The organism is Luteimonas abyssi (genome assembly GCF_001482195.1).
Classification (GTDB): domain Bacteria; phylum Pseudomonadota; class Gammaproteobacteria; order Xanthomonadales; family Xanthomonadaceae; genus Luteimonas; species Luteimonas abyssi.
The window spans coordinates 978256-1000862 of the sequence record NZ_KQ759763.1 but is presented as its reverse complement, the minus strand read 5'-3'; the positions used below and the strand labels follow the sequence as shown (position 1 = coordinate 1000862).

Here is a 22607-nt window from a genome sequence, read left to right as displayed (position 1 = left end):
GCACCGCGCGCTCAGCCCAGCGAGCGCGCGGTGTTGATGATGTTCATGCCGTCGAAGCGGGTGGTCGCCGAGCCGTGCGAGACCGCCGAGACCTGCCCCGGCTGGCCCTTGCCGTCGAAGAACGAGCCGCCCAGGCGGAAATCGCGTTCGTCGCAGATCGCCGAACAGGCGTTCCAGAACTCCGGCGTGCGGATCTGGTAGGCGGCGTCCTCCACCATCCCGGCGATCTCGCCGTTGCGGATCTCGTAGAACAGCTGACCGCCGAACTGCGAGTTGTAGCGCTGCTGGTCGATCGAGTACGAGCCGCGCCCGTGCACGTAGAGGCCGCGCTCGACGCCGGCGATCATCTCCTGCACCGACAGCGGCGTCGTGCCCGCGGCCAGCGACACATTGGGCATGCGCTGGAACTGCACGCTCGACCAGGAATCGGCGTAGCAGCAGCCGTCGGACTCGGTCTTGCCGAGGATGTGGGCCTGGTCGCGGGTGGCCTGGTAATCGACCAGCACGCCGTCGCGCACCAGGTCCCAGCGCTTGGTCTGCACGCCCTCGTCGTCGTAACCCACCGCGCCGAGGCTGCCGGGCTGGGTCTTGTCGGCGAACAGGGTGACGATGTCGCTGCCCCACTGGAACTCGCCGCGCTTGTCCAGCGTGGCGAAGCTGGTGCCGGCGTAGTTGGCCTCGTAGCCGAGCACACGATCCAGCTCGAGCGGATGGCCGACGTTCTCGTGGATGGTGAGAAACAGGTTGGTCGGATCGAGCACCAGATCGTAGCGGCCCGGCTCCACCGACGGCGCCGAGAGCTTCTCGCGCGCCTGGCCCGCCGCCGCCACGGCGTCTTCGCGCATGTCGTAACTCTGTCCGTAGGCGACCACGCCACCGGGCAGTTCGAACCGCTGCGAACGGTCGCCGTCGAGATACTCGTAGCCCAGGCCCATCGGCGCGGACAGCCCGTCGCGGGTGCGGAACCTGCCGCTGGACTGGTCCACCGCGGTGACCGTGAACGGCGCCCAGATCCGGTGCACGTCCTGGTCGATGTAGGAGCCGTCGGTGGAGGCGAAATACTTCTGCTCGTTGATCACGAACATCCGCGAATTGACGAAGTTCGCGCCGGCCTGCATCGCCGCCGCGTTCACGCCCAGCAGCAGGTCCACCTTCTCCTCCACCGGAACCTCCATGCCGTTGCGACGGATCGGCGTGCGCCAGGCGACCTCGCCCAGCGCCGGCGCCGGCGCGAGCTGCACCGGGCTTTCCTGCAGGCGCGCATTGGCGCGCGCGATGGCCGCGGCCTGGCGCGCGGCATCGGCGATCGCCTGCGTGGTCAGCACATTGGTGGCCGCGAAGCCCCATGCACCATCGACGATCACCCGGATGCCGGCACCGATCGATTCGCCGTTGACCACGTTCTCGACCTTGTCCTCGCGCGTCATCACATACTGGCGCAGGTAGCGACCGATGCGTACGTCGCAGTAACTGGCACCCGCGCTGCGCGCGGCCTCGAGACCGGCGTCGGCGAGCGGCTTCTTCAAGGCCTGCTCGAGCGGCGTGGCCAGCACGTCGCTGGCGACGGCACGGCCGAACCAGGCCGGCATGAGCGTACCGGCCGCAGCCAGGCCGCCGAGGGCGATGAAGTCGCGTCGTTTCACGGGGAGTCCTCCTGATGGGCACCGCGGCGCGATGCGAAAACCGCGGCACGGGGCCGCTGGACCCGGCGCGTCCTCGAACGCACCCGACCCATCCCCGATTCTCCGCACACCGCGTCGACACGGGCATAGGCCAATGGTCATGCATGCCGACATCAAGTGGCGACGGCGCGCACGCAATGCCGTGCGCATGACGTTCCGCCCTGTATCGTGCAAGCGCGCGCCACGACATAATCCGCCGGCCGTCGTCACCCGACGCCGGCGGGCCGGCACGGACTCGACACGCGTCCCGCCCCGATGCCGACGCGATCGGTCACCCGCTCCCGCAGCCGGTCGAATCGCACCTGCAGCGCCCGCGACACCCGCCACCGGCGCGTCGCGCCCGTTCCATTCCATCCGCGACGACGCGCCCCACGTCGCCCGTTCTTTCTGGAGTCATCCGATGCGTCACAGCCTGCTCGCTCTGTCCCTGCTCGCCGTCCTGGCCGGCTGCCAGCCGTCCACCCCCGCGCCCTCCGCCGACGCGCCGGCGGTCGCCACCGATGCCGCCGCGCAAAGCGAGGCCGACCAGGCGTTCGCCGCACTGTCGGAACGCGCCCTGGCCGAGTGGTTCGAACGCGCGCCGATCGGCGCCACCCGCACCGGCGAGCACCGCTATGACGACGCCATCGACGACCTGAGCGCCGATGCGCGCCAGCGCTCGGTCGATGCCAACCGGGGCCTGCTGACCGAACTCGACGGGATAGACGCCGGCCAGCTCAGCCGCGAGAACCAGGTCGACGCATTGCTGCTGCGCAATCGTCTGGAGGCCAACATCTGGAGCGTGGAGACCCTGCAGGCCTGGGCCTGGGATCCGCTGATCTACAACGGTCTGGCGGGCGGCGCGATCTACAACCTGATGGCGCGCGACTTCGCCCCGCTGCCCGAGCGCCTGGCGTCGGCCACCGCACGCATGGAGGCGCTGCCGACCCTGTTCGCGCAGATGCGCGAGAACCTCGACCCGGCGCGGGTGCCGAAGATCCACGCCGAGACCGTCTCGCGCCAGCACCGGGGCCTGCTGACTTTGGTCGACGAGTTCATCGTGCCGCATGCCGGCGAGCTCGACGGTGAGGCCCGGACCCGTCTCGACGCGGCCGTTGCCGGCCTGCGCAACGCCGTCGAGGAACACCAGACCTGGATCGACGACCCCCTGGTCCCCGCCGCATCCGGCGACTTCCGCCTCGGCGCCGAGCGCTTCGACGAGAAGCTGCGCTACTCGCTCAACGCGTCGCTCTCGCGCGAGGAGATCCGTCAGCGTGCCGAGGCCGAGATCGCCGGCGTCCGCGACGAGATGTACACCATCGCGCAGACCGTGCTGGCCGATCATGCCGATGCGCCGGAGATGCCGGCGCAGCCCGACGACGATCAGCGTCAGGCCGCGATCGAAGCCGCACTGGAGCTGGCCTACGCCGAACGCCCGGCGCGCGACGAAGTGTTCGAGTTCGCCCGCGAAACGCTCGACATCGCCACCGCGTTCACCCGCGAGCACGACCTGGTCACCATGCCCGACGCGCCGGTGAAGATCATCGAGATGCCGGAGTTCCAGCGCGGCGTCGCGGTCGCCTATTGCGACTCGCCCGGTCCGCTCGACAAGGGCCTGGAGACCTACTACGCGATCTCGCCGATTCCCGACGACTGGAGCGACGAGCAGGCCACCTCGTTCCTGCGCGAATACAACGACCGCATGATCCACCTGCTGTCGATCCACGAAGGCGTGCCAGGCCACTACCTGGAAGGCGCGCACTCGGTGGACCACCCGTCCACGCTGCGCGCGGTGTTGCGCTCGGGTCCGTTCGCGGAAGGCTGGGCGGTCTACACCGAGGACATGATGGCCAAGGCCGGCTATCTCGACCACGACCCGCTGTTCCGCCTGGTGCAGCTGAAGTTCTATCTGCGCGCGGTGGCCAACGCGATCCTCGACATCGGCGTGCACGTCGACGGCTGGGACCGCGACCGGGCGATGGAACTGATGGTCCGCACCACGTTCCAGCAGGAAAGCGAGGCTTCGGGCAAGTGGATCCGCGCCCAGGTCAGTTCGGCGCAGTTGCCGACCTACTTCGTCGGTGCACAGGAGCACTTCGACATGCGCCGGGCGGTGGAGGCCGCGCGCGGCGACGCGTTCGACCTCAAGGCCTACCACGACGAGGTGCTGTCCAAGGGCGCGCCGCCGGTGCGCTTCGTGCGTCAGCTGATCCTGGACGAGCCGATCGAGTGACGCCGCGGCCGCCGGCCGCACGCTGACTCCCGCAACGGCGCCGCCCCCTGGCGCCGTTCTTCTCGATCCCGTCGCCAACCCCGTGGCGCAGCCATCCATCCAGGTCATGGAGACCGCGACATGCCCGCTGCCAGTACCTCGTCCCACCCTTCCGCATCACCCAGGCCCGGCTGGCGCAGTCGTCTGCGCGCACGCTCCGAGGGCCTCCACCGGTCGCAGGATGCCCGCGCGATCTGGCGCGCCGCGGCCTGGGGCGCACTGGCCGCGGGCATCGTCATGGCCGGCCTGCCGTTGCTCATCGCCGCTCTCGGCGCTTCGGCGACCGATGTCGCCGGCATCGGTCATGCCGCGTGGCGGTTGGGCGTCCTGGCGGTCGTGACCTGCCTGCTGGTCGTCGCCGGCCGCCTGCTGTTCTCGCTGCCCGTGGCCTTCCTCTGCGCGGTCGCGGTCGCGGTCGCCACGGCCGTCCCGCTGCTGTCCTTCCTCGCCACCCGCAACGGCGCGATCCAGGTCACGCTCGCCTGCGCGCTGGCGACGGCGGCGGTCGCCGGCGGCACCCGCTGGCTCGTGCGCGCGCGCCGTCGTCGGGACCGCCCGGGCGTCCTGGTCGCCGTGGGCCTCGTGCTCGCGGGCGCCGGCACCCTGGCCTTCGCGGTGTGGTGGCTGGCCGACGCCGGCCGCCCGGGCAGTCCCGATGCGGGTGACTGGGCGCGCGGCGCCACGGCGCTGGCCGCGCCCGACCCGTTCGCGGCCGGCCAGTGGTCGCACACCGTCCTCACCTACGGCAGCGGCCAAGATCGCCGGCGGCCCGAGTACGGCCAGGATGCCGACCTCGAGGCCCCGACCGTCGACGCATCCCGGCTGCTCGACTGGGGCGACGGCGCTCCCGCGCGCATCCGCGCCGCATACTGGGGCATCGACCCCGGCCACCTGCCGCTGCAGGGGCGGATCTGGCTGCCCGATGGCGAAGGCCCCTTCCCGCTGGTGCTGATCGTGCACGGCAACCACCTCATGGACAGCTTCTCCGACCCCGGCTACGCCTGGCTCGGCGAACGCCTGGCCAGCCGTGGCTACATCGCGGTGTCGGTGGACCAGAACTTCCTCAACTCCGGCGTGGCCGACCTGACCCAGGGCGGCACCAGCGGCGAAACGCAGACCCGCGCCTGGCTGATGCTCGAACACCTGCGGTTGTGGCATCGCTGGAACGCGAGCCCGGGCCACCCGCTCGCCGGCCGCGTGGACACCGGGCGCATCGCCCTGATCGGTCATTCGCGCGGCGGCGAAGCGGTCGCGATCGCCGCAGCCTTCAACCGGCTCCCGGCCTACCCGGACGACGCCACCTTCGCCTTCGACTACGGCTACGACATCCGCGCCATCGTCGCGCTGTCGCCGACCGACGGGCAATACCGCCCCGGGCGGCGCGGCCCGCCGCTGCGGGACATCGACTACCTGACCCTGCAGGGCGGCCAGGATGCGGACATGTTCTCGTTCGACGGCGTCCGCCAGTTCGACCGCATCGCCTACTCGCCCGGCGGCACGGGATTCCGCAGCGCGGTGCACTTCGCCGGCGGCAATCACGGCCAGTTCAATACCGTGTGGGGCCGCTACGACATGCCGCGTCCGCTGGGTTGGCTGCTCAACCTCGCGCCGCTGATGCCGGGCGAACGCCAGCGCCACATCGCGGGCACCTTCGTCGGCGCGTTTCTCGAGGCGAGCCTGCGCGACGACGCTCGTTACCGCCCGTTGTTCCACGACCCGCGCACCGGCGCGGCGTGGCTGCCGGAAGGTGTGTACAACACCGAGTACGTCGCCGCGGGCGACATGCCGCTGGCGACCTTCGACGAGGATCTCGACCCCACCACCGCATCGCTGCCCGGCGTACGCCTGTCCCAACATCGCCTGACCGACTGGCGCGAACAACGCATCCAGTTGCGCCGCGGCCTGCGCGACACGAGCGCGGTCTGGCTGGGCTGGCGCGGCATCGCCGATCCGGCGCATTTCGCGCTGCGCCTGCCCGACGGGCTGCCCACCGCCGATGCACTCAGCTTCGCGATGGCCGATACCGGCGCGACGCCGCGCCGCACACCCGATACCGACGCCAGCGATGCGCCGGACGCAGGCGACCCCGATGCACCGCTCGACCTGAGCGTGCGCGTGACCGATCGCAGCGGGCAGACCGCCACCCTGCCGCTCGGCCGCTACGGCGCGCTGCAACGTGTGCAGCAGCCGGACCTGTTCAAGGCAGCCTGGGTGCGCGGGCAGGTCCGTCCGGAACCCCTGTTCCGGACCTGGATCCTGCCCTTGCGGGATTTCGTCGCCGAGAATCCGACGTTCGATCCCGGCGCCCTGCAGGAGATCGCGTTCGTGTTCGACCGCTCGCCGCAGGGGGTGGTCGCCCTGTCGCGCGTGGCCTTGGTCCCCGCCTCCGGCATCGATGCTGTCGGCAGCCCCGACGTGCCGGGACCGGCCCGGGGGCCATGATCCGATGCGTCACGCCCGACGGCGCACCGCCCCCCGCGCCATGCGCCGTCGGGATGCGCCGCGCACCGGTCCGCATGGCGGATTTCGGCCGGGCCGGTCAGTCGGCGTAATCCTGGAACTGCACCAGGCTCACGCCCAGTTGCGGCGCGAGCGCGCGGTCGATGTAGGCCTTGTGCGAACTGCCCACGACGAACAGCACCCGCTCCGGCACCGTCGACGCGGCGGCATCCATCGCATACGCCGCCATGCGCTGGTTGCGCAGCTCCCACATCGCGTAGCGGAACCGGTCGATGCCATCTGCGCGCGACTGGTCCAGCCAACCGATCCATTGTTCGGCATCGTCGCCCTGGCCTTGTTCGGAGTTCGTAGTGCGGTAGAAGTCCAGCAGGTCGCCGCTCTCACGCGCCTGCACCTGCGCGGCCTCGATGCGCCGCCAGGCGTCCGATGCGCGCCAAGCGTCGCCCCAAGCCTGCTGCGACGCTTCGCCGAGCGCCTGTTCCGGCAACGCCGACGTCCGCGCGCCTCCGTACTGGCTATCGACCGGGTACAGCCGCTGCAGGCCGAGCCGGTGCGCCAACGGGTGCACCAACAACACGATCTCGTCGCGACCCTGCAGCCGCCGGTCCAGCGCCTCGCGCACTTCGTCCGGCAGCCCATCCGTCTCCGCGCGCGCGGATGGCGCCAGATAGGACCATTGCAGGACCGCCGAGTCGTATTCGTATGCCGCGAGCAGCCGCGCGACCAGGGCGACGCGCGCGGTCTCGTCCAGTGCAGCGCCGCTGTCGGCAAGCATCGCCCCGGCCTGGCGCGCGGCCTCGATCCGGTCGATGCCCAGCGCGGCCTGCAGGGCCGCCCCGTGGGTCACGATCGCACGCGCGAACTGGTCGATCACCTTGCCGGCCACGGGGTCGTGCTGCCGGCGCTCGAGCAGCAGCGCGATCTCGTCGGGCGGCATCCGCTCGACGGCGATGCGGGTGGGCGCGAACCGCGCCAGGACATCCAGCGTGCCGTCCAGTTGGGCCGGTTCCAGCCAGTCGCGGAATGCGGCCAGGTGCGCAGTCCCCAGCACCATGATCTCGTTCTGCAGGCGTGGCGCCATGTGGCCGGTCAGGCGCGCCGCCACGGCCTGGCCGGGCGGGAACGCCCCGTCGCGCGCGTGGGCGAGCCCCAACGACAGCGACAGCGCCGCGACGGCAAGCCCCGTCATGGCCGAACGGTTCGGATCGATGCGTGCCTTCACGCCGTTCTCCCTTCGATGCGATGCGCTCATCCTCGCAAACACCGCGCCCCGGGCCGCAGTGCGGATCGTCACCCGGCCGATCGATCCCCACTCGGCATCCGCAGCGACGGAAACGCCTCGGGCAACGTCTGCACGCGGCCGCAGTAGCTGGGGTCGTAGCCGGGCAACTGCCCGAGCGCATGCCGAAACGTACTGCCGCGCAGCACGTCCAGCAGGTCCGCCAGGTGCCCTCCTTCGAGCGTCTGTGCACGGCAGACGAAGAAGTAGTGTTCGGTGGCGAGCGGCACGAACTCCAGCCCGTAGCGGCGTGCCGGTGGCTCCAGCGCGAGGCCGGCGTCGGCCAGTCCGCTGGCGACATATGCGGCCACGGCCGCATGCGTCAGTTCCTCGACGTCGCACGCGCCCAGTGCGGTGAACGCGATGCCCTCGCGCGCGAGCAGGTGCTCCAGCAGCAGGCGCGTCCCCGAGCCCGGTTGCCGGTGGATGAAGCGCAGACCCGGCGCGGCCAGGTCGTCCAGCGCGCGGATGCCGCGGGGATTGCCGGGCGCGAGCACGAGGCCCTGCCGCCGCATCGCCAGATGCACGACGCGATCGCCGACGAGGTCCAGCCGGTCCAGATAGTGGACCGCGATCGTGCCTTCCATCTCGCCGATCGGCAGATGCAGGCCGGCCAGATCGCAACTGCCGTTGCGCAAGGCCACCAGCGCATCGTCCGGACTGCGGTATTTGAGATCGAGCGGAATGCCCGCATCCGACAACGCGCGCCGCAAGGCTTCGACACCGAAGCCGTGCGACGCATGCAACCGCAGCGGCGAGGCATGCGCGCTGACCGCGCGCTCGAGCTCGGTTTCCAGCTCGGCCGCCAGACTGTCGAGCATCGGCGACAGGCGCGCGCGGATGCGACTGTCGGCCCAGACAAGGCGTTCGCCGATCGGTGTCAGTTGCGCACCCCGGCCGCGCGTCATGCGCAGTAACGGTTGCCCGAAGACCTCGCGCGCCTGGTTCAACTGGCCCCATGCGTAGCGATACGACAGGCCGACGCGGCGCGCCGCCGCCGCGAGCGACCCGCCCCCATGCACCGCGACCAGCAGTTCGATCAGGCGTGGCGGCAAGGCGTCGCCGGCACTGTTCTCGAGTTCCCAACCCGGCTGGATCCGCACCTTGTACATGTCCTCTCCCGTGAGTCGACCCGCATGCGGCGTCGCAGCACTGCGGATCGCCGATTAAATATGCTCAATAAAGCCTAATATTCGACCATCAGAAAACGCAAATATTGGACGTTTTGCACTAACCTTGCGGCACTTTGTCCCACCCAATATGCGGCTTAAAGCATATTTGCTGGGGAACCCAATAAATCAACCGCTCTACGGGGGGCCCATGGCCGGCAATGAAGGCGTTTTACCCGCATCCGCTCGGAAAGAAGGCAGCCTGCTGTCGAAGGAACGGATCATCGCGAAGCCGGGCTTCAACCGCTGGCTGGTGCCGCCGGCCGCGCTGGCCATCCATCTGTGCATCGGCATGGCCTACGGCTTCAGCGTGTTCTGGCTGCCGCTGTCGATGGCGGTGGGCATCAACGCTCCGGTGGCCTGCGGCCCCGAGATGGGCTTCTTCGCCCGCATCACCTCGGCCAGCTGCGACTGGAACATCAGCGAGCTGCAGTGGATGTACACGCTGTTCTTCGTGCTGCTGGGCTGTTCGGCGGCGATCTGGGGTGGCTGGCTGGAACGCGTCGGCCCGCGCAAGGCCGGCTTCGTCGCCGCGCTGTGCTGGTGCGGCGGCCTGCTGATCTCCGCGCTCGGCGTGCACCTGCACCAGATCTGGATGCTGTGGCTGGGTTCGGGCGTGATCGGCGGCATCGGTCTGGGCCTGGGCTACATCTCGCCGGTGTCCACGCTGATCAAGTGGTTCCCGGACCGCCGCGGCATGGCCACCGGCATGGCGATCATGGGCTTCGGCGGCGGCGCGCTGATCGGCAGCCCGCTGGCCGACATCCTGATGCGCCACTTCGCCACCCCGACCTCGGTCGGCGTGAAGGAAACCTTCCTGGTGATGGCGGCGCTGTACCTGGTCTTCATGATGGCCGGCGCGTTCGGCTACCGCGTGCCGCCCACCGGGTGGAAGCCGAAGGGCTGGACCCCGCCGCCGGCGAGCACCAACGCGATGATCACCCGCGGCCACGTGCACGTGAAGAAGGTCTGGGGCATCCCGCAGTTCTGGCTGGTCTGGGGCGTGCTCTGCCTCAACGTATCGGCGGGCATCGGCGTGCTGGGCCTGGCCTCGCCGATGCTGCAGGAGATGTTCGGCGGTCGCCTGATCGGCGTGGATGCCGGCTTCCGCGAGCTCACCGGCGAGCAGCTGTCGGCGATCGCCGCGATCGCGGCCGGCTTCGTCGGCATGCTGAGCCTGGCCAACATCATCGGCCGGTTCTTCTGGGCGTCGATGTCGGACAAGTTCGGCCGCAAGATGACCTACTCGATTTTCTTCGTGCTCGGCATCGCGCTGTACGCGATGGCGCCGACGCTCGGCAACGCCGGCTCGATCGCCCTGTTCGTCGCCGCGTTCTGCGTGATCCTGTCGATGTACGGCGGCGGCTTCGCCACCGTGCCGGCCTACCTGGCCGATCTGTTCGGCACCCAGCACGTCGGCGCGATCCACGGCCGCCTGCTGACCGCCTGGGCCACCGCCGGCATCCTCGGCCCGTTCGTCATCGGCTACATGCGCGAGTACCAGCTCGGCCTGGGCATGCCGCCGTCGCAGGTCTACAACACCACCATGTACATCCTCGCCGGCATGCTGGTGCTGGGCCTGATCTGCAACCTGCTGGTGCGGCCGGTCAACCCGAAGCACTTCATGACCGACGACGAGCTGGCCCACGAGAAGCAGCTCGCGCACGAGAAGGTCGACGAGAGCGGCAAGTCGTTGGTCTCGGCCGAGGAAATGGACCGCATCGGTGGCGGCGGCAACCCGGTCGTGATCGGCCTGGCCTGGGCCGCGGTCGGCCTGCCGCTGCTGTGGGGCATGTGGGTCACCCTGCAGAAAGCCATGATCCTGTTCAGCTGATCCGCCACCGCACGCCCACGCGGCGTGCGCCACGCTCGAGGCCATGCGAGACGACGCCCGCCACCACCGTCCACCGACCGACCGCCCCACCGGGGCGGCGGCCGGCAGCGCGCGACGCCCGGTGGACCGCTGGCGCGGCGGCACCCTGCAGCGCCTGGACGATCACATCGCCGAGGAAGTGCCGGTCGCGTTCGTCTACAACGACGCACCGTTCGCGGTGATGATGGCCACGCCGGCCGACCTCGAGGATTTCGCGCTGGGCTTCGCGCTCAGCGAGGGCATCGTCGAACGCGCGGGTGACGTGCAGGTCGAAGGCGTCGAGCACCTGCTCGAAGGCATCGAGATCCGCATTCGCATCCCCGACGCGCGCGCCGAGGCGCTGGACCGGCGCCGCCGCAGCATGAGTGGCCGCAGCGGCTGCGGCGTGTGCGGCAGCGAACTGCTGGAAGCCGCGCTGCGACGCCCGGATCCCGTGCAGGCCGATCCGCGCGTGGACACCACGGCCCTGCGGACGGCCCTGCAGGCGCTGCGCCGAATGCAGGCGCTCAATGCCGAGACCGGCGCCACCCACGCCGCCGGCTGGGCGGCGCTCGACGGCCGCCTGCATCTGGTGCGCGAGGACGTCGGTCGCCACAACGCGCTCGACAAGCTGATCGGCGCGATGCATGCCGCCGGCCACGATGCCGCCGACGGCTTTCTGGTGGTCACCAGCCGCGCCAGCTACGAAATGGCGATGAAGGCGGCCAGCGCCGGCATCGCGGTGATGGCCGCGATCTCCGCACCCACGGCCCTGGCGATCTCGCTGGCCGAACGCGCCCGGCTCACCCTGATCGGCTTCGCCCGCGACGACGGGCATGCCGTCTACACCCATCCGCACCGCCTGGTCGCCGCCCCCGCGACGACCGCGGGCAGGAGTTCTCCCGCATGAGCAAGCAACCGATCCGCCCCTACGATGGTCCCGCCGGCGGCTGGGGCGCGCTGAAGAGCGTCGCCCGCCACCTGAGCGAGCAGAAGGTCGCCGTCAGCGGCGCCAAGACCCTGCTGCGCGCCAACCAGCCCGACGGCTTCGACTGCCCCGGCTGCGCCTGGCCCGACCGCGACCACACCTCCACGTTCGAATTCTGCGAGAACGGCGCCAAGGCCGTGGCCGCCGAAGCGACGAAGTTCCGTGCCGGACCCGACCTGTTCGCGCAGTACAGCGTGACCCAGCTGGCCGAATACAGCGACTACTGGCTCGAACAGCAGGGCCGCCTGACCACGCCGATGCGCTACGACACGGCCACCGACCATTACGTGCCGGTGAGCTGGGACGACGCCTTCGCGCTGATCGCACGGCACCTCAACGCCCTGCCCTCGCCCGACGACGCGATCTTCTACACCTCAGGGCGCACCTCCAACGAGGCGGCGTTCCTGTACCAGCTGTTCGTGCGCGAGTACGGCACCAACAATTTCCCCGACTGCTCCAACATGTGCCACGAGTCCTCGGGCACCGCGCTGAAGAAGCAGATCGGCGTCGGCAAGGGCACGGTGTCGCTGCACGACTTCGAGCAGGCCGACGGCATCTTCATCTTCGGCCAGAACCCCGGCACCAACCATCCGCGCATGCTCGGCGAACTGCGCGAGGCGGCCAAGCGCGGGGCGAAGATCGTGTCGTTCAACCCGCTGCGCGAGCGCGGGCTGGAGCGCTTCGCCGACCCCCAGGACAAGCTGGAGATGGCGACGAACAGTTCCACGAAGATCTCGTCGGACTACTTCCAGCTCAAGATCGGCGGCGACCTGGCCGCGGTCAAGGGCATGATCAAGCACGTGCTCGAACGCGACCTGGAGGCCATCGCCGACGGCGGCGCCTCGTTGCTCGACCGCGCCTTCATCGCCGAACACACCACCGGCTTCGATGCCTTCGCCGCCGAGGCGCTGGCCGAGCCGTGGGAGACGATCCTGCAGGAGTCCGGCCTGGACGAGGCGCAGATCCGCCACGCCGGCGATCTCTACCTCGGCTGCGAGCGCCTCATCGCCTGCTGGGGCATGGGCATCACCCAGCACAAGCACTCGGTGGCGACGATCAACATGATCGTCAACCTGCTGCTGTTGCGCGGCCACCTCGGCCGCGAGGGCGCCGGCGCCTGCCCGGTGCGCGGCCACAGCAACGTGCAGGGCGACCGCACGATGATGATCTACGAGAAGCCGCCGGCCGCGTTCCTCGACCGCATCCGCGACGTGTTCGGCTTCGAGCCGCCGCGCGAAGACGGCTACGACACCGTCGGCGCGATCGAGGCGATGATCGATGGCCGGGCGAAGGTGTTCTTCGGCATGGGCGGCAACTTCGCCATCGCCACCCCCGACACCGAGGCCACCGCACGCGGCCTGCGCAGCTGCGCGTTGACCGTCAACGTCACCACCAAGCTCAACCGCAGTCACCTGATCCACGGCACCGACGCGCTGATCCTGCCCTGCCTGGGACGCACCGAGATCGACATCCAGGCCGCCGGACCGCAAGGCGTGACGGTCGAGGATTCGATGAGCATGGTGCACCTGTCGTCGGGCATCAACGCGCCGGCATCGGACACCCTGCTCTCGGAGCCTGCGATCGTCGCGCGGTTGGCCCACGCCACCCTCGGCGCACGCTCGAAGATCGACTGGCTGCATCTGGTCGAGGACTACGACCGCATCCGCGACCTGATCGCGAAGACCTTCGACGATTTCCACGACTTCAACACCCGCGTGCGCGTGCCCGGCGGCTTCCGCCTCTCCAACACCGCGCGCGACCGTGTGTGGGCCAACCCGGCCGGCAAGGCGGTGTTCTTCGCCTGCCCGGTGCCCACCGACAACCCGATCCACCGCGCGCGCCGCGAACATCGCACGCAACCCGTGTTCACCCTGGCCACCACCCGCTCGCACGACCAGTACAACACCACCGTCTACGGCCTCGACGACCGCTACCGCGGCGTGTTCGGCGAGCGACGCGTGCTGTTCATCAACGCCGACGACATCGAGGCGCTCGGCATGAGGGCCGGCGACTGGGTGGACCTGGAAAGCCTGTGCGACGACGGCGTGCGCCGGCAGGCGCCACGTTTCCTGCTCGTCGAATACAACATCCCGCGCGGCTGTCTGGCGGCCTACTACCCCGAGACCAATCCGCTGGTGCCGCTGTCGAGTTTCGCCGACGAATCGCGCACGCCGACCTCGAAATCGGTGCCGGTGGTGATCACCCCGCACGCGGCGCCCGCCGCCGCGCAGGCGCCGCGCCAGCGCGACATCCCCGCCGCCGTTGTCCGCTGACGAGACATTGCTGCATGCGCTGCTGGCCGAGCTGGCGGCGCATCCGGACGGCGTCTCGCTGCCGAAGCTGTGCAAGCGGCTCGGCATCCGCATGAGCGTGCTGATGCGGACCTTGACCTACCTGGGCGAGGACACCATCGGCGATGCGCCGGGGCCAGGATGGATCCGCACGTTCGAGGACGGCGAGCGCACACTCGCCCGGTTGACCGATGCCGGTCGTGCCGTGGTGGCCTCTCTGCCCGGCGGACAGGGCCCCATGCCGAGCCCCTGAACGCCGAGCCGGGCAGCGCCTGCGTGCCACGCCACGCCGGACCGGGCGTGGACAGTGCCCGACCGACGCCCGGTAGGTCTGCGCCGCCACAGCGGCGTGCCGGCCAGCCCCACGAGCCTGGACCACGGCATGGTCCCGATCCTGTCGCGCTGCAACGATCGCACGATGCCCGACGCCGGCGACGAGCCGAACCCGGCCAGCCTATCGGTGTAGAACGCTCGTGCGAGGCCGCGCACCGACGACTCGAAGACGGGCCGCGGCGCGACGGCGTCGCCGGGCAGGTACGGCCGGACCACCAGACGGCCCGGAGTCCGGGCGACGTGGGGCCGGTCGGCCGTCATCAATCGAGATACGTTCCGGTGTCAGCGCCATCGAGGTGCCGCACGCGCGCGGCGGCCAGTACCTCGACGGGAAACAGACGCGCATTGATGCCGCGCCGCGTGCGGGAGGCGTCGCGTGGCATCCAGTGGGTCACGCAACCGCAGGCGCGGCAGCGATGGAAATCCACATGACGGCCGTTCCACGCGTAGGTCGCGGTCAGCGCCGCCTCCGGCAGCGAGCGCACGTCGTCGGCGTCGTAGTACGCCCAGATCACGCCGTAGCTGCGGCACAACGAACAATTGCATTCGGTGACGACGGTGGGAAACCCGGCCACCTCGATCTCCACCGCGCCGCAGTGGCAGGCCGCGATCTTCTTCATGACCGGACGCTCGCATGCTCGGCCCCGCGGGCCATCGGACCGCATGATGCCACCCGCCCCCCTCGCGATGCGCCTCAGCCCCGCAGCGTGGCGCCGCCGTCGACGTAGAGATCGCTCATCGCGACGTGGCCGGCCTGGTCGGACAGCAGGTACATCACCGCGTGGGCGATGTCCTCGGGCTCGGCCAGCTTGCCCAGCGGGATGCCGCTCTTGAAGGTCTCCAGGGTCCCGGCGATCGTGCGCGCCTCGCCGCCGGCATCGGTCCACATGCCGGTCTGCATCGGCGTGCGGGTGGAGCCCGGCGCGACGATGTTGCAGCGGATGCCCAGCGGTGCAAGCTCCAGGCCGAGGCAGCGCACGAACATCGTGGCCGCCGCCTTGGAGGCCGCATAGGCGGCCATGTTCTGTCGCGGAATGCCGGCGGCGTTGGAGCTCACCGTCACCATCGCGCCGCGGCGGCGCGGCGCCATGGCGCGTGCCAGGGCCTGGGACACATGGAACACCCCGTCGGTGTTGACCGCGAAGATGCGCCGCCATTCGTCGGTCCCGAGATCGAGTACGGACGCCGTGGACAGCACGCCGGCGACATTGACGCCGAGATCGATCGGACCGAGTTCGGCCTCGATCCGGGCGACCAGCGCGGCCACCGCATCGGCGTCGGACACGTCGAGCGCATGGGCATGCCGCCGCGAGCCGGCCCCGAGGACAGGCCCCTGTCCGTCATCGAGGCCCGAACGCGACGAAGCCCGGCCGCCGCCCGCGGCGCGATCGTCGCCGAACGCCGGCACCGGCGTGGAGACATCAGGCGCCTCGACGTCGGTGGCCACGACGATGGCCCCGCTCTCTCGCAACAGGCGCACCACCGCGGCGCCGATGCCGCCCGCGGCACCGGTGACGAATGCGATCTTTCCCTCGAACCCCGTGAGACGCATGGCTGAATCCTCTCGAATCTGATGCCTGTGAAGTAGGGTTCCCGGCCGCGGCGCGCCTCATGCGAAGCCCTCGGTATCCGAAAGCCACGTCACCTGCGGACCGCCGCCTGCATGGCGGCACTCGACCCACGTGCCGAAACACGCGTTCGTGATGACGGGCCACACCCCGGCCGGAACGACGACATCTCAGTCCGGTGCCGCCGAACGCGCGAACGGGGCCAGACGCCTCTCCAGCAGCGGCGCGATACGCGCGGTGGCATCGCGACCGGTGAGTTCGGCATGCAGGAACGGCACATCGACCGCCTCGACCTGTGCCGCGTGCGGCTGCCACAGCGCCGCCTGCAGGTGCGGCCGGTCGACGTGGTCGTTGGCCGCGCGCACATGCAGCAGGGTCCCGTCGTAGCGCGCGTGACGATGCAGGCGCACGAGCCGATTGGTGTCGGTGACCGCACGGACCACGCCGTCGAGCACCGCGGCCGGCAGATTGCCGAGTGCGCTGTCGCCGCGACGCAGGAAGTCCACGATCGCCTCCCGGGTGCGCAGCTCCGGGTAGCGCTGCGGATCGTAGCCGGCGATCGCCAGCAGCGCGCGAAGGGCCGCGATGGCGTCCGGCTCGGGTTCGGCACGCCAGCACTCGGCCGGATAGGCATCGAGCAGCGCGAGCACGCCGACCTCGCGGCCGAGCGCCCGCAACCGCACCGCCATGGCCTGCGCGAGGATGCCGCCGACCGACCAGCCCAGCAGGTGCACCGGACCGGCCGGCTGCAGCGCGACCACGCGCTTCGCGTACTCCGCCGCCAGCACGTCGATGCTGCCGGGGAGCGCTTGCGCGAGATCGAGCGCGGGCGATTGCAGGCCGTACACCCGGCGCGCCGGCGCCAGCGCACGCGCCAGCTCCCGATAACACCAGGCGATGCCGCCGGCCGGATGCACGGCGAACAGCGGCGCGCCGGGAGCGCCATGCCCCCCGGTCAGCGGGATCACCGGCGCGAGGCCGTGATCGGGGGCGGTGTCCGCACCGGCGTCCAGGATCGCCGCGAGCGCGGCGACCGTGGGCGTGGCGAACAAGGCGCCCAGCCCCGGGTCGCGCCCGAACCGCTGCTGGACCGCCAGCAGCAGATGCACCGCCGACAACGAGTCCCCGCCCAGGGCGAAGAAATCCGCATCCGCGCCGACGCGCGTCACCCCCAGCGCCTGCGCGAACAACGCCGCCAGCGCCGCCTCGGTGGGCGTGCGCGGCGCGACGACCGCATCGGCCTCGAATGCGGGTGCCGGCAAGGCCTCGCGATCGAGCTTGCCGTTGGCGGTCAGCGGCCAGTCGTCCAGCGCGACGATGGCGGCCGGCACCATGTAGTCCGGTACCGTCGCGGCCACGTGCGCACGCAGGGCGTCGGCAACGAAGCCTGGGACCGGCTGGACATAGCCGACCAGGCGCCGGTCGCCGGCGCGGTCTTCGCGCACGATCGCCGCGGCCTGCCGCGCCTGTCCGCTGCCCAGCATCGCCGCCTCGATTTCGCCGAGTTCGATGCGCAGGCCGCGCAGCTTGACCTGGTGATCGCTGCGACCGAGAAATTCGACCGCACCGTCGGCACGGTAGCGGGCCAGATCGCCGGTGCGATACAGACGCTCCCCCGGCAGGTGCGGATCGTCGATGAAACGCGCCGCGGTGAGATCGTCGCGGCCGAGGTAGCCACGCGCGAGCTGCACGCCGCCGAGGTAGAGATCGCCGGCGACACCCGGGGGCAACGGCCGCAGGCGCGCATCGAGCACGTACAGACGCGTGTTCCACACCGGGAAACCGATCGGCACGGAGCGCGACGTGTCGTCGGCATCCGCCGCCCAGTAGCTGACGTCGACCGCCGCTTCCGTGGGGCCGTAGAGGTTGTGCAGTTCGGCGCGCAGGGTGGCGTGGAAGCGATCGCGCAGATCGGCATCGAGCGCCTCGCCGCTGACGAACACGCGATCGACCGCTAGCCCTTGCGCATCCGGCGCGGCCAGGAAGGCGGCCAGCATCGACGGCACGAAATGCAGCGTGGTGATCCCGGCCTCGCGGATCAGCCGCGCGACGGCCGCCGGGTCGCGATGCGCATCGGGTGGCGCGACCACCAGGGTGGCACCGGCCAGCAGCGGCAGGAAGAACTCCCAGACCGAGACGTCGAAGGTCGCCGGCGTCTTCTGCAGAATGCGGTCGTCGGCGTCGATGCCGTAATGGTCGCGCATCCACAGCAGTCGGTTGACGATGGCGCGGTGCTCGACGACCACGCCCTTGGGCTCGCCGGTCGAGCCCGAGGTGTAGATGACATAGGCCGCATCGCCGCCCTCGACCGGCGGCAGAGGCGCCGGTGTGGGATGCGTCGGCCAGTCGTGCGACGGCAGGCGCGGCACGTCGACGGGCCAGTCCACGCCATCGTCGTCGGCCAGCAACACCACCGGCTGCGCGGCGTCCAGGATCCGCGCACGGCGTGCAGGCGGATGCGAGGCGTCCAGCGGCAGATACGCGGCTCCGGCCCGCGACACAGCCACCAGGGCGACCACCAGTGCCAGCGACCTCGGCAACGCGACCGCGACGCGTGCGTCCCGGCCCGCCCCCCGGGCGCGCAGCGCCTGCGCCAGCGCGCGGCTGCGCGCATCGAGTTCGCGGTAGCTCAGCACCTGCCCTGCGAACGCCACCGCGGGCGCGTCGGGGGATGCGGCCATCGTCGACTCGATCAGCGCGGCCAACGTCGTGTCCGGCACCGGGTGCGCGGTGGCGTTGAGGTCGAACAGCGCGCGTCGCGCTTCGTCGGGCGTGGCCAACGGCACGTCGTCGAGGCACGCATCCGGTCGCACCGCGAGATCGAATGCGGCCGCCAGAAAGGCGCGCAGGCGCGCCGCATGCGCGGCCACGTCGTCGGGACGGTAGAGCGCGGGATTGGCTTCGATCTCCAGATCGAGCACGGCGGTGCCGTCGCCGCGGAAACCGAACGTCGCATCGTCGACCGGGCCGGTGCCGAGGATCTCCAGAACGGCCTGCGCGCCCGTCACGGACGGCGGCCGATAGAACGGCTGCACGTTGATCAGCGGGCCGTGCAGGCGACGCTGTCCGCCGATGAGGCCGAGGTCGCGGCGCAACTGCTCGCCACGGTAGCGGCCGTGGCGACGGCCGCGGACCAGCGCCTTCACGATCGTGCGGACGAAGGTCGCGGGATCGGCCTCGGCCATGGCCGGCACCCGCAACGGAAGGACATTCATGACCATCGCCGGCACGCGTGCCGATGCGCTGCCCAGGCGCCCCATGTAGGGGACGCCGACCACCGCCTCGCCCTGCCCGCCGAACCGCCGGCAGTACGCGGCGGTCAGGGCGGTCAGCACGTCCGGCCACGGGTGCCCGAGCGCCGAGGCGGCGCGCATCAGGCTGTCGCGGAAACCGCGGTCCAGGGGTTCGACATGGCGCACGCAATCGTGCGCGGCGGGCGCGTGGCCGCCGCCGAGCCCCGCCGCGGCCGGCATGCCCGACAGCGTCTCGCGCCAGTACGCGGCATCGGTCTCGCGCCGCTCCGCGCTGCGGTAGGCGGCGTCCTCGGCGAACACGCCGTCCAGCGATGCGAGGCGCTCCCCGGCGGATGGCACGGCGACCACGGCCGGCACGCCCTCCCCGTCGCCGACGGACACGGCGAGCCGCGACTGCGCATACAGCGCGCAGACCCGATCGGTCAGCAAGGCCATGCCGTAACCGTCGGTGGCCAGATGATGCACACGCAGATACCAGACCCACCGCTCGCCGCCCACGCGATACAGGCGCTGCAGCGCGAGCCGGTCACGGGTCGGGTCGACCGGCGTCCCGCGGTCGCGCGCCATGGCCACGCGCGCGGCCGCATCCGGATCCGCATCGGCGCTCAGGTCGACGACGTCCAGCCGCGGACGGTGCGCGGGATCGAGCCATTGCCGCGGCCCCTGCGCCGTCTCGCGCATGCGCAATGCCAGCGCGGACGCCTCGGCCGCCGCCCGGTCCGCCGCGTCCACGAACGCATCGACGTCCAGTGCGCCTTCGATCCACAGCGCATGCGCGGTGTTGAACGCCGGATTGTCCGGCGCCAGACGCTGCGCGTACCACAGCCCCGCCTGGGCCTCGGTCAGCGGCACCGGCGTCGACCATGAGGCCGCGAGCGACGTTCCGGCCGGACGCGCCACGGGAAGCCGGGACGGCGTCTCGCCCATCAGGCCTCCGCGGCGCCGCGCTGCAGGGTCTGCACCACGCCCCACCAGCCGGCCAGCGTGGTGTGCTCGGCCAGATGCGGGAACTCCAGCGCGATGCCGGTCTCGCTCCAGGCCATCACCAGGCCGAGCACGCGCATCGAGTCGAGGCCGAGATCCATCAGATGATCGTCGTCGCCGATGGCCTCGGGCGGTTCGTCGAGCAGCGCGGCGATGTCGGCGCGCATGCGCTCCAGGGTCAGCGGCGCAGAGGCAGCGGGGGTCATGCGAGTGTCTCCAGCAGGTCGGCGGTGGTCAGCGGCACGCCACAGGTACGCGCGATCCAGGCCAGCGCCATGTCGTGATCGGCACGCGAGAAATCGGCCACCGCATCGGCGGCCACGAAGGTTTCGATATCGCGCTGGAAGGCCTCGGTCGCGGTGGACAGGATGCCGATGTGGGCGTAGACACCGCCGATCAGCAACTGGTCGCGGCCGCGCGCACGCATCAGCGCGTCGAGATTGCTGCGCTGGAAGGCGCTGTAACGGTGTTTGACCAGCACGATGTCGGCGGCGGCCGGCACCAGCGCGTCGACGATCGCCTCGTGCTCGGCGACCGCCTGCATGCCCGGTCCCCACAGATCGGCCTGCAGGCCGCGGTCGCGCCGGTCCTGATCGCCACGCTGCGCGGTGTAGAAGACCGGGATGCCGCGCGCACGGCACCGGGCGATCAGGCGGGCGAGATTGGCCACGGCCGGCGCCAGCGGCGCGTTCCCGGCATCGAAAGCGGCGAGGAAGTAGCGCTGCATGTCGTGTACCAGCAGCGCCGCACGGCCCGCATCCAGCCGCCACGCGCCACGCGGGGCCGGCAGTTCGGCTGCGGTGGGCAACGCATACGCGGCGATCCTGGGCAATCCCATCACCGGGCCTCCTGCTCGGCGAGAAAACGCGCACGCAGCTGCGCGCGCAGTTCGCGCCGGCTGACCTTGCCGACCGCGGTGGTTTCGAAGGCGTCCACGAACACGATCTGGTCCGGCACCTTGAACGCCGCCAGCCCACGGCCGCGCACCCAGGCCTTGAGCTCGGCCGGGCGCGGCCGGGCATCGCCCGGAATCACGAACGCACAGCTGCGCTCGCCGAGGAAATCGTCGGGCATCGACACCACCGCCGCATCGAACACCTGCGGATGCGCGAGCAGGTGATCCTCGATCTCCTCGGCGGAAATCTTCTCCCCGGCACGGTTGATGTGATCGGTCGCGCGGCCCTGCACCACCAGGTACCCGCCGGGCAGGCGCTGGACCATGTCGCCGGTGCGGTAGAACCCGTCGTCGGTGAACGCACGCGCATTGGCCGCATCGTCGTCGTGATAGGCGCGGATCGTGTACGGCCCGCGCGTGAGCAGATGGCCCACCTCGCCGTCGGGCACGGGGCGGTCCTGATCGTCGACCACGCGCACCTCGTCGTCGGGACTGATCGGACGACCCTGGGTGGTCAACACGAGGTCGTCGGGGTCGTCGAGGCGGGTGTAGTTGACCAGGCCTTCGGCCATGCCGAACACCTGCTGCAGCCGGCAGCCCAGCCCCGCCACCACGCGGCGCGCGGCCTCCGGCACCAGCTTGGCCCCGCCGACCTGCAGCACCTGCAGGCTGGAGAGGTCGTGCGTCGTTCTCGAGGCGGCATCCGCCCACAGCAGCGCCAGCGGCGGCACAAGTCCCACACAGGTCACGCGTTCGCGCGCGATCAGCGGAAACGCCGCGTCCGGTCCCGGCCCCGGGCTCAGCACCACCCGCGCGCCGGCGTACAGCGCGCCGAAGAAACCGGGCGAACTCATCGGAAAATTGTGCGCGGCCGGCAGCGCCACCATGTACACGCTGTCGCGGCCGATCCCGCACAGGTCGTTGCTGGCGCGGAAGCTGTAGATGTAGTCGTCGTGGGTGCGCGGAATCAGCTTCGACAGCCCGGTGCTGCCGCCGGAGATCTGCAGGAACGCGACGGATTGCGGATCGGGGTCGCCGGGCAGTGCCTCGCGCGGGCCGTCGAGCGCGTCGAGCGCGACGAACTCCCCGGCGTCGCCCGCCACCACCACGTGCCGCACCGCCGGCACCGCGGCCTGGAGCTCGCGCGCCAGCGAGCGGTAGTCGAAGGTCTCGTAGCGCTCGCCGCAGACGTAGGCGCTGGCGCCGGACGTGCGCGCGAAGTGCGCCACTTCGGTCAGCCGGTGCGCGGGCAGCGCGTACACCGGCACCAGGCCGGCGCGGAACAGTCCGCAGACCACGGCGACGAACGCCGGTAGGTTGCCCAGTTGCACCACCACGCGGTCGCCCGGGGCGAGCCCCCGCGCGAGCAGGCCGGCGCCGATGCGTTCGGCCTCGGCCCACAGCCGGCCGTAGGTCAGCCGGGTCTCGCCGCCGACCACGGCCACGTCGTCGGCGAAGGCATGCGCGCGCGCGCGCAGGAAGCCGGGAAAGGTCTCGCCGCGCCAGTGGCCGGCCGCGCGGTAGCGCGCGACGAACTCGTCCGGCCAGGTCTGGCGCAGCGGCACGCGCTGCGGTGCGGGGGCGTCGGTCATCACATCCTC

Annotated in this window: 15 protein-coding genes; 6 read left to right on the top strand and 9 right to left on the bottom strand. The window is 70.9% G+C overall.

Annotated features, from left to right (window positions below):
- Positions 1-11 precede the first annotated feature (11 nt).
- Positions 12-1643 carry a TldD/PmbA family protein gene (locus RG19_RS04100; protein ID WP_058834158.1) on the bottom strand — a complete coding sequence of 544 codons (1632 nt, stop codon included), beginning with the start codon at positions 1641-1643 and terminating at the stop codon, positions 12-14.
- Positions 1644-2082: 439 nt separating this feature from the next.
- Between RG19_RS04100 and RG19_RS04095 the strand changes: the two genes are divergently transcribed.
- Together RG19_RS04095 and RG19_RS04090 are read left to right on the top strand one after the other, a co-directional pair.
- Positions 2083-3894: a DUF885 domain-containing protein gene (locus tag RG19_RS04095; protein WP_058834157.1), complete on the top strand. Its 1812-nt coding sequence runs from the start codon at positions 2083-2085 to the stop codon at positions 3892-3894.
- Positions 3895-4014: 120 nt separating this feature from the next.
- Positions 4015-6375, top strand: a complete 2361-nt coding sequence (locus RG19_RS04090; protein ID WP_058834156.1) for an alpha/beta hydrolase family protein — start codon at positions 4015-4017, stop codon at positions 6373-6375.
- A gap of 97 nt (positions 6376-6472) precedes the next feature.
- Here RG19_RS04090 and RG19_RS04085 read toward each other — a convergent pair whose 3' ends face one another.
- Together RG19_RS04085 and RG19_RS04080 are read right to left on the bottom strand one after the other, a co-directional pair.
- Positions 6473-7615: a DUF5694 domain-containing protein gene (locus tag RG19_RS04085; protein ID WP_058834155.1), complete on the bottom strand. Its 1143-nt coding sequence runs from the start codon at positions 7613-7615 to the stop codon at positions 6473-6475.
- A 68-nt stretch (positions 7616-7683) separates the two neighbouring features.
- Positions 7684-8784, bottom strand: a complete 1101-nt coding sequence (locus RG19_RS04080; RefSeq protein ID WP_058834154.1) for a substrate-binding domain-containing protein — start codon at positions 8782-8784, stop codon at positions 7684-7686.
- Positions 8785-8992: 208 nt separating this feature from the next.
- Between RG19_RS04080 and RG19_RS04075 the strand changes: the two genes are divergently transcribed.
- From RG19_RS04075 to RG19_RS04060, 4 genes are read left to right on the top strand one after another with little or no spacing between them, the layout of a single operon-like run.
- Positions 8993-10675 (top strand): OFA family MFS transporter, encoded by a 1683-nt coding sequence (locus tag RG19_RS04075; RefSeq protein ID WP_058834153.1) that lies wholly within the window; start codon positions 8993-8995, stop codon positions 10673-10675.
- A 43-nt stretch (positions 10676-10718) separates the two neighbouring features.
- Positions 10719-11603 carry a formate dehydrogenase accessory sulfurtransferase FdhD gene (gene fdhD, locus RG19_RS04070; RefSeq protein ID WP_058834152.1) on the top strand — a complete coding sequence of 295 codons (885 nt, stop codon included), beginning with the start codon at positions 10719-10721 and terminating at the stop codon, positions 11601-11603.
- Positions 11600-13954 carry an FdhF/YdeP family oxidoreductase gene (locus RG19_RS04065; protein ID WP_058834151.1) on the top strand — a complete coding sequence of 785 codons (2355 nt, stop codon included), beginning with the start codon at positions 11600-11602 and terminating at the stop codon, positions 13952-13954. The genes fdhD and RG19_RS04065 overlap by 4 nt, the downstream gene beginning before the upstream one ends.
- On the top strand, positions 13944-14225 hold the full coding sequence (locus RG19_RS04060; protein WP_058834150.1) for a hypothetical protein: 282 nt from the start codon (positions 13944-13946) through the stop codon (positions 14223-14225). Before RG19_RS04065 ends, RG19_RS04060 begins: the two co-directional genes overlap by 11 nt.
- Positions 14226-14565: 340 nt before the next feature.
- Here the strand turns inward: RG19_RS04060 and RG19_RS04055 are convergent, their stop codons facing one another.
- The 6 genes from RG19_RS04055 to RG19_RS04030 form a co-directional block, all read right to left on the bottom strand.
- The gene (locus RG19_RS04055; RefSeq protein WP_058834149.1) at positions 14566-14925 is read right to left on the bottom strand and encodes a GFA family protein; all 360 of its coding nucleotides are present in this window, start codon (positions 14923-14925) and stop codon (positions 14566-14568) included.
- 74 nt (positions 14926-14999) lie between these two features.
- On the bottom strand, positions 15000-15857 hold the full coding sequence (locus RG19_RS04050; RefSeq protein WP_058834148.1) for a 2,3-dihydro-2,3-dihydroxybenzoate dehydrogenase: 858 nt from the start codon (positions 15855-15857) through the stop codon (positions 15000-15002).
- Between the two features lie 186 nt (positions 15858-16043).
- Entirely contained in the window at positions 16044-20054 is a 4011-nt protein-coding gene (locus tag RG19_RS04045; protein WP_058834147.1) for a non-ribosomal peptide synthetase, read from the bottom strand.
- Complete coding sequence (locus RG19_RS04040) at positions 20054-20317, bottom strand: phosphopantetheine-binding protein (protein ID WP_058834146.1); 264 nt, start codon at positions 20315-20317, stop codon at positions 20054-20056. The genes RG19_RS04045 and RG19_RS04040 overlap by 1 nt, the downstream gene beginning before the upstream one ends.
- Positions 20314-20949 (bottom strand): isochorismatase family protein, encoded by a 636-nt coding sequence (locus RG19_RS04035; RefSeq protein ID WP_058834145.1) that lies wholly within the window; start codon positions 20947-20949, stop codon positions 20314-20316. The genes RG19_RS04040 and RG19_RS04035 overlap by 4 nt, the downstream gene beginning before the upstream one ends.
- Positions 20949-22598: a (2,3-dihydroxybenzoyl)adenylate synthase gene (locus RG19_RS04030; RefSeq protein WP_058834144.1), complete on the bottom strand. Its 1650-nt coding sequence runs from the start codon at positions 22596-22598 to the stop codon at positions 20949-20951. The genes RG19_RS04035 and RG19_RS04030 overlap by 1 nt, the downstream gene beginning before the upstream one ends.
- Between the last annotated feature and the right edge of the window lie 9 nt (positions 22599-22607).